Source organism: Cellulomonas citrea (assembly GCF_009829685.1).
GTDB lineage: Bacteria > Actinomycetota > Actinomycetes > Actinomycetales > Cellulomonadaceae > Cellulomonas > Cellulomonas citrea.
The window spans coordinates 1-13,354 of the sequence record NZ_VWSD01000079.1 but is presented as its reverse complement, the minus strand read 5'-3'; the positions used below and the strand labels follow the sequence as shown (position 1 = coordinate 13,354).

The following is a 13,354-nucleotide window of genomic DNA, read 5'->3' as shown; positions in this document are numbered from 1 at the left end:
CGCCGGGGTGCCGCTCAAGACGGTGGCGGTCGCGGTGCGCGGACGCCCCGGGGCCGTCGTGCGCGGCGACGCGATGGTCACCGCGACGGGGCTGGAGGGCGGTCCGCTGTACGCCCTCGGCGCGACGATCCGGCAGGCGCTCGACGCCGACGGGCGGTGCGTGCTGGAGCTCGACCTGCGCCCCGACCTGCCGCTCGACCAGCTGGCCGCGCGGCTGTCGCACCGGCGCCCCAAGGACTCCGCCGCGAGCTGGCTGCGCCGCGCGATCGGCCTCGACCCGGTGTCCACCGGGCTGCTCTGGGAGGCTGGCGGCGGCCTGCCGTCCGGCGCCGATGAGGCGGCTGCCCTGGTCAAGGCCCTGCCGGTGCAGGTGACAGGGACCATGCCGATCGACCGGGCGATCTCCTCGGCGGGCGGGGTCGCCTGGTCGCAGGTCGACGAGACCCTCATGCTGCGCGCGATGGGCGGCACCTTCGTCGCCGGCGAGATGCTCGACTGGGAGGCGCCCACCGGCGGCTACCTGCTGCAGGCCTCGTTCGCGACGGGCGTCGTCGCGGGGCGCGGCGCGGCGGCGTGGGTGGCGGGTCAGGCCTCGCGGCCGTAGCCGAAGACGTGCAGGCTCACCACGTCGATCTCCCGTCGCGGGTTGCCGAAGAAGGTGCCGAGCCGGCTCAGCACCCGGTGGTACGGGTGCTCGCGGGCGGTGCCGGCCTCGTTCCAGTTCGCGTTGGGCACGATGAGGAACAGGTGCTGGGCGTCGGACGCGATGTGGGTCTTCCACAGGTCCTTGAGGTCGTGGTTGTTGGCCGTCGTCCCGCCGCGTTCGACCTCGGCGATGATGCCGCGGCCCGGGCCCAGGGAGTAGACGAAGTCGGGTCGGGCCTGCGTGACCAGTCCGTCCTGCGGGGTCAGGACGACCTCCTCGCTGAACCCGAGGTGTTCGCGCAGCAGCGCCGCGACGATCGACTGCACGGCGCTGGACCGGGCGCGGTGGATGTGGACCAGGTCGATCTGCTCGGCCTGAGCCTCCAGGTGCGCCCCGAGCGCGTCTGCGAGCGCATCCACCCGCGCCATCTCGGCGGTCTCCTCGGTGTCCAACGCGCTGCGCACGAAGCGCTCATGCCGGACGTCCACGGCCGGAGCTTCGCAGCTGCACCGGCGAGAAGCTAGCGGCGAGTCTCGCGACCGCCCGGCTGGCGCAGCGACGGGCGGCCGATCACATCCGCGCTGAGCCCAGAGAGGCAGCTGACAACCCGGCGCCAGCTCTGGATGCTGGGGTCGGCGACGACGAAGGGGGCGGCCAATGTTGCGCAAGGTTCGCGTCGATGGTCCGGCGGAGCGCCTCGCAGACCTGCTGAGCGCTGCGCGATGTGCCGAACTCGACATCGACGATTGGGCCGTCGACACCACCACGGAGTACGGCTGGCCGGGGCGGGGTGACGGCCATGCCTATGTGCTCGTCGTCGCGGAGGACGAGGTGTTCGGGTCGGACGCCGTCGTGCGTGCCGTCCGCGACGCCTACGAAGCGATCACTGGCCGGTCCTCGGACTGGATCGTGCCGGGCGGTTCGTTCGTCTTCCTCCCGGACGGGCTCGAACCCGGCTGGTACGACGAGGTGGTGCCGCTCGCGGAGGCGCTGCATGCGGCGGAGGACGCAGGCGACCGTCACCGCAGCGCGGCTCTGCGCCGCGTGCTCACCAGGCGCATCGACGAGGTGCTCCCGCTGTCTGAGCGACGGCTCGACGCATTCGCCGCGTTCGTGGGTCCTGACGCGCCGGCGTCCTGTCCCGACGGGGCCTCCGGGGTGGAGCAGGCCAGGCGCCGGGTCGAGTCCTGCCACACGCAGACTCAGTCAGTGTGCGAGTTGCCAGAGGCGCAAGAGCGCTAGGCCGAGCAGCGCCGCGACGCCCAGCGCGGTCACCCAGGGCCGCGCACGTCCATCGCCCGCCGGACGTCGTCGACGTCGTTCGCGCCGAACCGTGCGGTGAGTGCCACCCAGGCCTGCCACACCGCGCGCATTCCCCGCCTCCGACGTGAGTTGGCGATCAGCATTCCACCCCGCTCGTGGCGCGGGGCGCCCGTCCGGACGGGTGAACGGGCCGGGTGGACGGTCGGCGAACCACCGACCTCCGTTAACGTCGAGACATCCGAGTGGGGGGTCTCGTGATGAGCGCGTCGGACGCACGGCCTGAGGGCGAGTTCGGCATGTCCGGCGTGCCGCGCGCTCCGGAACTGGCGTCCGCGCCGTCGCCGTGGGTGGTCGACGGCCGTGTGCGGATGCCGCACCGGCCCTGGTCGACGATCTTGGTCCTCGTCCACGCGACCTGCATGGCGATCGGTCTGGTCGCGATCGTCGGCGGTGCGGTGATCGCCGCCCGTGACTACAGCACCCCGCCGGACCAGCGGGGTCCGGACGCCTGGGGGGTTGCGCTCGGGGCCCTGCTGATCGGGGTCGGCCTTGCCATGACCGTCGCCGACGGGATCCTCACGGTGACGACGGTCCGCGGACGTCGGGTCGCGGACCAGGGCTGGCCCGGACCCCTGCGAACGGCGGCCGGCGCCACGCTGGTGCTCGCGCTCATCGGTGCGTGCGTCTCGCTCGTTGGGGGCGGGCTGTCGCCGCTGACCCCGGCAGGGTTCGGGGTGTGCGGTCTCTACGCGCTGCCGGCGATCGTGGTCCTGTCCTCGACGGCGAGGCCGCCGACGGCCGCTCCGCACTGGCCGGCCGGAGGCCCAGGCTGACACGTCGCGCCCGGCCCACCTACCATCTGCGCACACCCCGCGCTCGTCCATCGTCGGACGTGCTGTGGGCCGGTGCGACGCAGCGAGGTCGCGCCGCATGCGACCTCGAGGGACGGGCCCAGTGATCAGGATCGGCATCGCCGAGGACGATCCGGCCAGTGCTGCCCTCCTGGTGGAGTACCTGCGCCGATACGAGCGGGGGCAGGACGAGCAGTTCCAGGTGACGACCTTCTCCGACGGTGCGGACGTCGTCGCCGGGTACCGGCCGGACTTCGACATCCTGCTGCTCGACATCGAGATGCCCCGGCTGGACGGCTTCAGCGCGGCCGAGCGGATCCGCCTGCTCGACCCCGACGTCATCATCATCTTCATCACGAACATGCGGCAGTACGCGATCAAGGGGTACGAGGTCGACGCGCTCAGCTACGTCGTCAAGCCCGTGCCGTACTTCGCGTTCGCGCAGGAGATCAAGCGTTCGGTGGCCCGGCTGCGCCGCCGTTCGGCCGACTACCTGCTGCTCCAGGTGGACGGCGGACTGGTGCGGCTGCCGACCGACGACATCGTGTTCCTCGAGTCGGTGAAGCACCGCACGATGGTGCACACCGTGGACGGCCTGCACTCGGTGGTCGCGCCGCTCAAGGCGTTGGAGGCCCAGCTCGAGGGCAAGCACTTCTTCCGCTGCAACTCCGGCTACCTGGTGAACCTGCGGCACGTCCTCGGCGTCACGGGCAGCGACGCGCGGCTGGTCGGCGGGCACGAGCTCCTGGTGAGCCGGCCGCGCAAGAAGGCGTTCCTGGCGGCGATGACCGACTACCTCGGGGCGAGGCTGCAGTGATCGTCCAGCTGCTGCACGGTGTCGCCATCCAGGAGAACCTGCCCGACATCCCGCGTGCGATGACCGGGTTCGCGGAATGGCTCGCCTGCATGGTCTACGTGCTGCTGCGACGCCGGCGCCTCCCCTGGGCACAGCTCTGCGCGCTCGCCGCCGCGGCCCTCGGGGTGCAGGTCGGGGTGCAGCTGCTCGCCGGCCGGCTGCCGCTCGGGCTGTGGACGGTCGGGATGGTCGCGGCCGCCGCGTCCATGTACGGGTTCCTCATCGCGGCGGCCCGGTTGTCCGCACGGGACGCCGGCTACTTCGCGGCCCGGGCGCTCGTGCTGGCCGAGCTGGTGGCGGCGCTGCACTGGCAGATGCACTGCTTCTTCTTCCTGCCCGCGGGGCGCGCCGGGATGGGCTGGCAGGTGGCGTTCTTCGTCGTCGTCTACGGCCTCGGGTTCGCCGGTGCGGCCGTGGCGGAGTCGCGGCACTTCCGCCCGGCGCAGCCGGTCGACGTCACGTGGGGCGAGCTCGCCTCGGCGGTGGCGATCGCGCTGGTCACGTTCTTCATGAGCAACCTCAGCTTCCTCAACGCGAACACGCCGTTCAGCGGGCGGCTCGGGTCGGAGATCTTCTACATCCGCACGCTCGTGGACCTCGCGGGTTTCGTGGCGCTGTACGCCCAGCAGGGCCAACGCCTGCAGCAGCGGGCGCACGCCGAGGTGCGCGCGATCGACGAGATGCTGCGCCGCCAGCACGAGCAGTACCTGCAGTCCAAGCGCAACATCGAGGTGGTCAACCGCACGTACCACGACCTCAAGCACCAGATCGGGGTGATCCGCGCGACGGGCGACCCGGGCCGGCGCGCCTCCTACCTGGACGACCTGGAGGCGAGCATCTCCGGGTTCGCGGCGAAGGTGGACACCGGCAACGGGGTGCTCGACGTCATCCTCACGACGGCCAGCACGGACTGCGCCGAGCGCGGCATCACCTTCACCCCGGTGGTCGACGGGTCGCTGCTCGACTTCATGTCGACGATGGACGTGGCGGCGGTGTTCGGCAACGCGCTGGAGAACGCCGTCGAGGGTGTGATGGCTGTCCCGGACCCGGAGCAGCGGCTCATCAAGGTCGCCGTCTACGCCCGGGACGGGTTCGTGCTCATCGCGTTCGAGAACTGGTTCACCGGCGAGCTGCACACCGAGGACGGTGACATCGTCACGCGCCGCGCGGACCGCACCCGGCACGGGTACGGGCTCAAGTCGATCCGGCACACCGCGGAGAAGTACGGCGGCTCGATGACCGTCAACGTCGAGGACAGGTGGTTCGTGCTGCGGGTCCTGCTTCCGCTGCCCGCGCAGCCGACCGTGGCACCGTCGCCGGACGCGGCCGGACGGTCGGCCGCCTCCGCCGTCGGGTGACGGTGCTCAGCCGGCCGTGACCGCACCCGAGTCCCACAGGGTCAGCGCCGAGGCGATCGCCATGTGCATGTCCAGGTACAGGTAGGACCCGAGCCGCCCGCCGAAGTGCACACCGGGCTCGTCGGCCGCGAGCGCGCGGTAGGCGGCGAGGCGCTCGCGGTCCTGCGCGGTGCTCACCGGGTAGTAGGGCTCGTCGTCCGGCCCGGCGAACCGTGAGGTCTCACGCATGACGACCGTCGCGTCCTGCGCGTGGCGGTCCTCGCGCTCGGGGCGGAAGTGGCGGAACTCGTGGATCCGCGTCCACGGCACATCGAGGTCGGCGTAGTTCATCACCGCGGTGCCCTGGAGGTCGCGCACCGGCAGCGTCTGCGTCTGAAGGTCGAGCGTCCGCCAGCCGAGCTGCCCGGCGCAGTGGTCGAAGTACCGGTCGACGGGTCCGGTGTACACCACCGGGACCTGGCCGCGGACGGCCGACCGGGACCACGGGTGGCCGTCGTCGAAGAAGTCCGTCCCCAGGTGCACCTCGATCCGCGGGTGGTCCGCCATCGCCGCGAACCACGCCGCGTACCCGTCGGCGGGCAGGCCCTCGTAGGTGTCGGAGAAGTAGCGGTTGTCGTACGTGTAGCGCACGGGCAGCCGTGCGATGACCGACGCGGGCAGCTCCCGCGGATCGGTCTGCCACTGCTTGGCGGTGTAGTCGCGGATGAACGCCTCGTACAGCGGCCGGCCGATGAGCGCGATCGCCTTGTCCTCGAGGTTGGCCGCCGCCTCGGCGTCCACCTCGGCGGCCTGGCGGGCGACGAGCGCGCGGGCCTCGTCGGGACCCATCGCGGTGCCGAAGAACTGGTTGAGCGTGCCGAGGTTGATCGGCAGCGGGTACACCGTCCCCGCGTGCGTCGAGTAGACCCGGTGCCGGTAGTGGGTGAACGCCGTGAACCGCCGGGCGTACTGCCACACGCGCTCGTTCGACGTGTGCCAGATGTGCGAGCCGTAGCGGTGCACCTCGATGCCGGTCGCCGGGTCGACGTCGGCGTAGGCGTTGCCGCCGAGGTGGTCGCGGCGGTCGAGGAGCGCGACCCGCAGCCCGGCGTCGGCCGCGCGTTCCGCGACGGTGAGGCCGAACAGCCCGGCGCCGACCACCACGAGGTCCACCTGGTCGCCTCCCATCACGGCCCGTCGGTGCCGCCGTGGCGCCCGGTCGCCCGAGTCTAGGGCCTGCTCCGTGACCTGTTCGTGATCGGGGCTGTGACCCGCCCGTGACCTTCGCAACCGTTCGTGCGCCCAAACCGACAGTTCGTGCACGAGGCGTCGAAGGGGGTCCGAGGCCTTCCTAGGTTTGCGGCGCGAGCGAGGGACCACGTCGTCCCCGGTCGCGACGATTCGCACACAGCGCGACGCCGCGCGTGCCCGGTCCCGACGGCGGGGCGAGGGGGGGACACGTGTGGACGGATCACCTGACAGAGGGAAGGTCAATGAAGACAACGACGACGGTGACGCGGCGAGACCGCCGATCCTCGAGCTTCACGGCAGCAGCCGCGGTCGCCGGCTTCGCGCTCGTCGCCGTGGCCGGTTGCACGAGCGGGAGCACCTCGGCCAAGGACACGAGCTATACGACACGCGACGTCACGGACGGCACGACGGCCTTCGTGGTCGTCGACAACCCGGGCGACGGGAAGACGCTGTCCTACGGCAAGGACAGCGGCATCACGCTCCTCGAGGAGAAGGTCGACGGCAAGACCTACGCGTTCAAGGACATGAACGCGAACGGCACGCTCGACGCGTGGGAGGACTGGCGCAAGCCGGCCGCCGACCGCGCCAAGGACCTCGCCTCCCAGATGTCGATCGAGCAGGTCGCGGGCCTCATGCTGTTCAGCTCGCACGAGCGCTCCCCGCAGGACGGCCTCACCGACCCCCAGAAGACGTACCTGTCGGAGTCCAACCTGCGCGCCGTCCTCAACGCCGCGGGCAGCGACGCCAAGGTCACCGTGCCCTGGGTCAACTCGATGCAGGCCTACGTCGAGACGCTGGCGACCGCCGACACCCCGTACGTGCCGGTGAACTTCGCGTCCGACCCGCGCTCGACCGCCGGTGCCGACGACTACAACGCCGACGGTGCGGACATCTCGCGCTGGCCGTCGAACCTCGGCCTCGCGGCGACGTTCGACACCGACTACACGAAGAAGTTCGGCGAGATGGCCTCCGCGGAGTACCGCGCCCTGGGCATCGCGACCGCGCTCAGCCCGCAGATCGACCTCGCCTCCGAGCCGCGCTGGCTGCGTGTCTCCGGCACGTTCGGCGAGGACTCGAAGGCCTCGGCCGAGCTGGCCAAGGCCTACGTCGACGGCTTCCAGGGCAGCGGCGGCACGGACGCCTGGGGCCCCGAGTCGGTCAACGCCATGATCAAGCACTGGGCCGGTGACGGTCCGGGCGAGGGTGGCCGCGAGGCGCACACCGACGCCGGCAAGTACGGCGTGTACCCGGGCGACAACCTCGCCGAGCACGTCTCCGTGTTCCAGGGCGCACTGCAGTCGGCGGCGGTCATGACCGCGTACTCGATCGCGCTCGACGCCAACGGCAACCCGCTCTTCGAGGACCGCATGGGCAGCGCGTACGACGCAGGCCGCGCCAGCATCCTGCGCAACGACAACAACTACCAGGGCGTCGTCGTCACCGACTGGGGCGTCATGACCGGTGCCAAGGACCCCAACGCGTTCATCGCGACGGGCTGGGGCGCCGAGGACCTGACCCCGGCGGAGCGCTACGTCAAGGTGCTGGAGAACGGCGTCGACATGTTCGGCGGCGTCAACGACGCGACCTACATCCTCGAGGCCTCGAAGCTGTGGCAGGAGCGGTTCGAGAAGGGTGAGCTGTCGGTCGACGCGAAGACCCGCTTCCAGGAGTCGGGCGCCCGCATCCTCGGCATGTTCTTCCAGGTGGGCCTCTACGAGGACCCGTACCTCGACCCCGAGGCGTCGGCCAAGGTCCTGGCCAGCGAGGACAAGGTCACCGAGGGCTACAACGCCCAGCTCGACTCGATCGTCATGCTCAAGAACAACGGCGCGACGATCAAGGCCTCGCAGGCCACGGACTGGTCCGACAAGACCGTCTACATCCCGCAGTCGTTCGACACGGGCCACGCAGGCCTCTTCGGCGACGCGGCCTACACCGAGGGCCCGACCCTCAGCCTCGATGTCGCGAAGAAGTACTTCGGCAAGGTCGTCACCGACGAGGTCGTCAAGGACGCCGACGGCAAGGTCACGAGCTACACCGCTCCGGACCTCAGCGACGTGGACCTCGTCCTCGTGGGCATGAAGAGCCCGTCCGCCGGCGCCGTGTTCGCCAACTCCGGCTACGACAAGGCGACCGGCGAGTGGTACCCGCTCTCGCTGCAGTACCGCCCGTACACGGCCAACGGCCCGTTCGTCCGCAAGGTCTCGATCTCGGGCGACATCCTGCCCGACGGCACCAAGCAGAACCGGTCCTACTTCGGTCACACCTCGCAGGTCTCCAACGAGGCCGACCTCGACGCGTTCGACCGCGCCGTGGCCGCCGTCGAGAAGACCGGCAAGGACATCCCGGTCATCACCGCCCTCAAGGCCGTCAACCCGGTCATCCCGGCCGAGTTCGAGGCCAAGTCGGACGCCATCGTGGTCAGCTTCGGCACCAGTGACCAGGCGATCTACGACGTCGCCCTGGGTCTGCACGAGCCCAAGGGGCGCCTGCCGATCCAGTTCCCGGCCGACATGAACACGGTCGAGAAGCAGTTCGAGGACGTCCCCAAGGACATGACCCCGTACACCGACGCCGACGGCAACGCGTACGACTACGGCTTCGGCCTGAACTACACCGGCCCGATCAAGGGCTGAGCGGGAGCCGGTGGGTGGCCGAGCGATCGGCCGCCCACCGGCACCTGCGCACGTGCAGTACCCGGCCGTGGGGTGGGCCCACGGTCAGATCCCTCACTAGGAGCGAGAAGTGAAGCGCAACACCCTGCTGTCCGTGGCCCTCGGCCTCGTCATCGCCGTCACTGGGGTGGCCGGCCTCACCGGCTGCTCGTCCTCGGACGACAAGCCCGCCGCCTCCTCGTCGGTCGCCGCGTCGACGGCCGACGTCGCCGGCGACCTCACGACGGCGCGCCAGGCCGTGCTCGACGCCCTCAAGGACAAGGCGTGGGCCCAGGTCATGCTCGCGAGCGACGTCAAGGAGCCGACCGTCAAGTACGGCCTCATGGTCATGCCGTTCGTCAAGACCGACAAGGCCGAGCGCGTCACCGGCACCGTGACCATCGACGGCGGCAAGTTCGTCATCGAGGCGGTCTCGGCCGCCGACGGCACGACCTGGCAGATCGACCAGGACGGCACCATCACCGAGGCCAAGAAGAAGTAGCACGCCTGGTCCCGGCGGGTACCCGCCCGTCCCACGTCATGGGCGGGTACCCGCGTCCGGTCGCTACCGAGGAGGATTGTTGTGAACGCCAGGGCGAAGAAGGCCACCCGCGCGAAGAAGCCGATGTCGAACAAGAAGCTGCTGTGGATCTGGGTCCCGGTGCTCTCCACCGTGGCCGTCATCACGGTCGTCGCCAACGTGGCCCTCGTGGTCGCGGGCGGCTGGGTCGCGTCCCAGTTCGGCGCCGGCACCTACACGTTCACGAACTCCGAGGAGTCCGCGGGCTGGGACACGCAGTACTACACGTCGACGTACAAGGACATGGACGAGGTCGACGCCGCAGCGAAGGATCTCGTCAAGGACATCGCCGCCGGCGGCATCGTCCTCGCGAAGAACAGCGCCGCGGCCCTGCCGCTGGCCTCGGGCGCGAAGGTGACGATGCTCGGCCGCGCCGCGGCAGACCCGGTGTTCGGCGGCTCGGGCTCCGGCTCGGTCGACACGAACTCGGCGGTCACCGCCCGCGCGGGCCTTGAGGACGCCGGCTTCCAGGTCAACGACGCGGTCTTCCAGACGATCGCGGACTTCGCGGCGGCGACGCCCCGCGGCCACATCGAGATGGACAACCCCGCGAAGTCGAGCTACGAGATCGGTGAGATGCCGGTCGCGCAGTACGAGGCGCAGTCCTCGACCTTCGCCGGCTACTCGGACGCGGCGATCATCTTCATCGGCCGCCCCGGCGGTGAGGGTGGCGACCTCACGCGTGACATGACCGGCTGGGACGACAACGCCGTGGCCGGCCAGCACCAGCTCGAGCTCAACAAGGACGAGAAGGACCTGCTCGCGCTCGCGACGTCGAGCTTCGACAAGGTCATCGTGGTCGTCAACGCCTCGACGACCATCGAGATGGGCCCGATCCAGGACGACCCCAAGGTCGACGCCGTCCTGCTCGCCGGCTCACCCGGTGCGAGCGGCTTCGACGCCCTCGGCCAGATCCTCGCGGGTCAGGTCAACCCTTCGGGCCGAACCGCCGACGTGTGGGCCACCGACTTCACGAAGGACCCGACGTACCCCAACTTCGGTGGCTTCGTCTACGACAACATCACGGCGTCGTACCCGGTCTCGGCCGTGGAGAGCGCCGCATCGAACGCGACGGTCACCTCCGACGCCCCGTTCGTCAACTACGCCGAGGGCATCTACATCGGCTACCGCTACTACGAGACCGCGGCGGTCGAGGGCTTCATCGACTACGACGAGGCCGTCGTCTACCCGTTCGGCTACGGCCTGAGCTACACGGGCTTCGCCCAGAAGATCACCGGCACCCAGAAGGGCGCCGTCGACGGCACGATCACGGTGACCGTCGAGGTGACGAACACCGGCACGGTCGCGGGCAAGGACGTCGTCCAGCTCTACTACTCGGCGCCGTACACCAAGGGCGGGATCGAGAAGCCGGCCGTCGTGCTCGGTGCGTTCGACAAGACCGGCGTCATCGAGCCGGGCAAGAGCGAGACCGTGACGCTCGAGCTGGCCGTCGAGGACATGGCCTCGTACGACGACCAGGACGCCAAGGCGTACGTGCTCGAGGCCGGCGACTACACGCTCACCGTGCGGGACGACTCGCACACGATCGCCGCGGGCACCGAGCCGATCACCTACACGGTGGACAAGGCCGTCGTGTACTCCGGCGACAACCACCGGGCGAGCGACAAGACCGCCGTGACCAACCAGTTCGACGACCTCTCGGCCCAGTTCTCGTCGCAGCCCACGGGCTCGCAGATCCTGCCGATGTCGCGCGCCGACTTCGCCGGCACGTTCCCGAAGGCCCCGACGGCCGAGCAGCTGCACGCGGACGACGCGATCGTGGCCGGCTTCAAGGCCTGGGACGCGCAGGCGGCGGCGAAGACCTTCACCGGCAGCACACCGACGACCGGCGCGAGCGGCGACCTCACCCTCGCCGATCTGCGCGGGTTGCCGAAGGACGACCCGCGGTGGGACACGCTGCTCGACTCCCTCAAGGTCGGGGAGATGACGGACGTGCTCCTCAACGGCGCGTACCAGACGGGGCCGATCGCCTCCATCGCCAAGCCGGCGACGGTCGAGCCGGACGGTCCGGCCGGGTTCTCGTCCTTCATCAACTCGTCGATCAACGGCGTCGCGTACCCCTCGCAGGTGCTCATCGCGCAGACGTGGGACACCGACCTCGGCACGGCCATGGGCGAGATGCTCGGCAACGAGGCCCTGTTCAAGGGCATCAACGGCTGGTACGCCCCGGCGGCCAACCTGCACCGCTCGCCCTTCGGCGGTCGTGACTTCGAGTACTACTCGGAGGACCCGTACCTGTCCGGGCAGATGCTCACGTCGGTCGCCAACGGCGCGGCGGAGTACGGCGTCTACACGATGCTCAAGCACTTCGCGCTCAACGAGCAGGAGACCAACCGCGTCGACAACGGCCTGGCCACCTGGGCGACCGAGCAGACGGTCCGCGAGCTCTACCTCAAGCCGTTCGAGATGGCCGTGAAGCACGTCTCGATGAAGGTGACGTACGTTGCCGACAAGGACGGCACGGTCAAGGAGACGACCATCGGCGCCGGCGGCGTCATGAGCTCCTTCAACCGGGTCGGCGCGACGTGGGCGGGCGGCTCGTCCGCCCTCATGACGACCGTGCTGCGTGACGAGTGGGGCTTCCAGGGCTTCGCGATCTCGGACTTCAACCTCTACCCGTACATGAACCCCAACCAGGGCATCAGCGCGGGCACGGACCTCACGCTCACGTTCCAGCCGTCGAAGTCCTTCCAGGACACGAGCTCGGCGAAGGCCGTGACGGACATCCGGAACGCGACCCACAACATCTTGTTCACGGTCGCGAACTCCAACGCGATGAACGGCCTGGCGCCTGGCGCGACGGTCACCTACACACCGCCCACCTGGGTGTACGTCCAGATCGGCGTCTCGGTGCTGCTCGGTCTCGTGGTCCTCGTCGGTGCTCTGCTGCTGACGCGCCGGGTGCTGCGGCAGCGCAAGGCCGACGCGCCCGCCGGCTCCTAGCCGCCGGCCCTCGGTCCCCGTCGGGCCGGTGGCGCCCACCACCACCGGCCCGACGGGACACCTCGTCGCACCCGCACCCGGTCCCGAGAGCGCCCACCGGCGCCGGGACCTGACCTGGGCCCCTGACCGGGTCCCCTCGGCCTACCCGCACGAAGAGGACGTCATGATCGAGAACCTGTCTCTCCTGGAGAAGGCGGCGCTGCTCACCGGCGCGTCCGTCTGGGAGACGCACGCCCTCCCGCGGCACGGGGTGCGCGCGCTGTGGCTCGCGGACGGCCCGCACGGCGTGCGTCGCCAGGCCGGTTCGGCCGACCACCTGGGGCTCAACGCCTCCGACCCCGCGACGTGCTTCCCGACCGCGGCGGCCGTCGCGAACACGTGGGACGTCGAGCTGGCCGCGCGGGTGGGCGCGGCGCTGGGTGCCGAGGCGGCGGCGCAGGGCGTCGACGTGCTGCTGGGCCCGGGTCTCAACGTCAAGCGCTCACCGCTGGGCGGCCGCAACTTCGAGTACTTCTCCGAGGACCCGCTGCTCGCCGGCCGGATGGCTGCCGGGTACGTGCGCGGCATCCAGTCCCAGGGTGTGGCGGCCTGTCCCAAGCACTACGCCGCCAACTCCCAGGAGCTGGCGCGGATGGTCTCGGACTCCGTGGTCGACGAGCGCACGCTTCGCGAGATCTACCTCACGGCGTTCGGGATCGTCGTCACCGAGGCGAAGCCGCGCTCGATCATGTCCTCGTACAACCTGGTCAACGGGACCTATGCGCACGAGGACCCGTTCATCCTCACCCAGGTGCTCCGCGAGGAGTGGGGCTTCGACGGTGCCGTGATCTCCGACTGGGGCGGCTGCAACGACATCGTCGCGGCGGCCGCGGCGGGCGGCACGCTCGAGATGCCGGCAGCCGGTCTGGCCTCGGCGCGCCAGCTCGTCGCGGCCGTCGAGTCCGGCCGCCTC

At 70.4% G+C, this 13,354-nt stretch carries 11 protein-coding genes; 9 read left to right on the top strand and 2 right to left on the bottom strand.

All coding sequences use genetic code 11. From position 1 onward, the window contains the following. Positions 1–604: NAD(P)/FAD-dependent oxidoreductase (locus tag F2B26_RS10045; RefSeq protein ID WP_201292690.1), on the top strand; the 604-nt coding region annotated here is incomplete at its 5' end. Here F2B26_RS10045 and F2B26_RS10040 read toward each other — a convergent pair. Next, positions 586–1,134, bottom strand: a complete 549-nt coding sequence (locus F2B26_RS10040; RefSeq protein ID WP_235929597.1) for a hypothetical protein — start codon at positions 1,132–1,134, stop codon at positions 586–588. The two genes, F2B26_RS10045 and F2B26_RS10040, sit on opposite strands and share 19 nt — an antisense overlap. A 169-nt stretch (positions 1,135–1,303) precedes the next feature. Between F2B26_RS10040 and F2B26_RS10035 the strand changes: the two genes are divergently transcribed. The 4 genes from F2B26_RS10035 to F2B26_RS10020 all read left to right on the top strand — a co-directional run bounded on the left by F2B26_RS10035 (position 1,304) and on the right by F2B26_RS10020 (position 4,974). Continuing rightward, a complete protein-coding gene (locus F2B26_RS10035; protein ID WP_159808915.1) occupies positions 1,304–1,888 on the top strand; it encodes a hypothetical protein in 585 nt (194 codons plus the stop codon). A gap of 278 nt (positions 1,889–2,166) precedes the next feature. Then, complete coding sequence (locus F2B26_RS10030) at positions 2,167–2,742, top strand: hypothetical protein (RefSeq protein WP_159808913.1); 576 nt, start codon at positions 2,167–2,169, stop codon at positions 2,740–2,742. 121 nt (positions 2,743–2,863) lie between these two features. Beyond that, positions 2,864–3,577, top strand: a complete 714-nt coding sequence (locus F2B26_RS10025) for a LytR/AlgR family response regulator transcription factor (protein ID WP_201292689.1) — start codon at positions 2,864–2,866, stop codon at positions 3,575–3,577. After that, complete coding sequence (locus tag F2B26_RS10020) at positions 3,574–4,974, top strand: ATP-binding protein (protein WP_159808909.1); 1,401 nt, start codon at positions 3,574–3,576, stop codon at positions 4,972–4,974. Before F2B26_RS10025 ends, F2B26_RS10020 begins: the two co-directional genes overlap by 4 nt. 6 nt (positions 4,975–4,980) lie before the next feature. On the opposite strand, the gene glf is transcribed toward F2B26_RS10020, so the two are convergent. Further along, positions 4,981–6,141 (bottom strand): UDP-galactopyranose mutase, encoded by a 1,161-nt coding sequence (gene glf, locus F2B26_RS10015; protein WP_159808919.1) that lies wholly within the window; start codon positions 6,139–6,141, stop codon positions 4,981–4,983. Positions 6,142–6,446: 305 nt separating this feature from the next. Here glf and F2B26_RS10010 point away from each other — a divergent pair, with 305 nt between their 5' ends. The 4 genes from F2B26_RS10010 to F2B26_RS09995 all read left to right on the top strand — a co-directional run. Further along, positions 6,447–8,840, top strand: coding sequence for a glycoside hydrolase family 3 protein (locus tag F2B26_RS10010; protein ID WP_159808907.1), 2,394 nt, complete (start codon positions 6,447–6,449; stop codon positions 8,838–8,840). Positions 8,841–8,949: 109 nt separating this feature from the next. Further along, a complete protein-coding gene (locus F2B26_RS10005; RefSeq protein ID WP_159808905.1) occupies positions 8,950–9,360 on the top strand; it encodes a hypothetical protein in 411 nt (136 codons plus the stop codon). Between the two features lie 81 nt (positions 9,361–9,441). Further along, positions 9,442–12,402: a glycoside hydrolase family 3 protein gene (locus tag F2B26_RS10000; RefSeq protein WP_235929596.1), complete on the top strand. Its 2,961-nt coding sequence runs from the start codon at positions 9,442–9,444 to the stop codon at positions 12,400–12,402. A gap of 28 nt (positions 12,403–12,430) precedes the next feature. Next, the coding region (locus F2B26_RS09995) for a glycoside hydrolase family 3 N-terminal domain-containing protein (RefSeq protein ID WP_328698668.1) at positions 12,431–13,354 on the top strand (924 nt) is incomplete at its 3' end.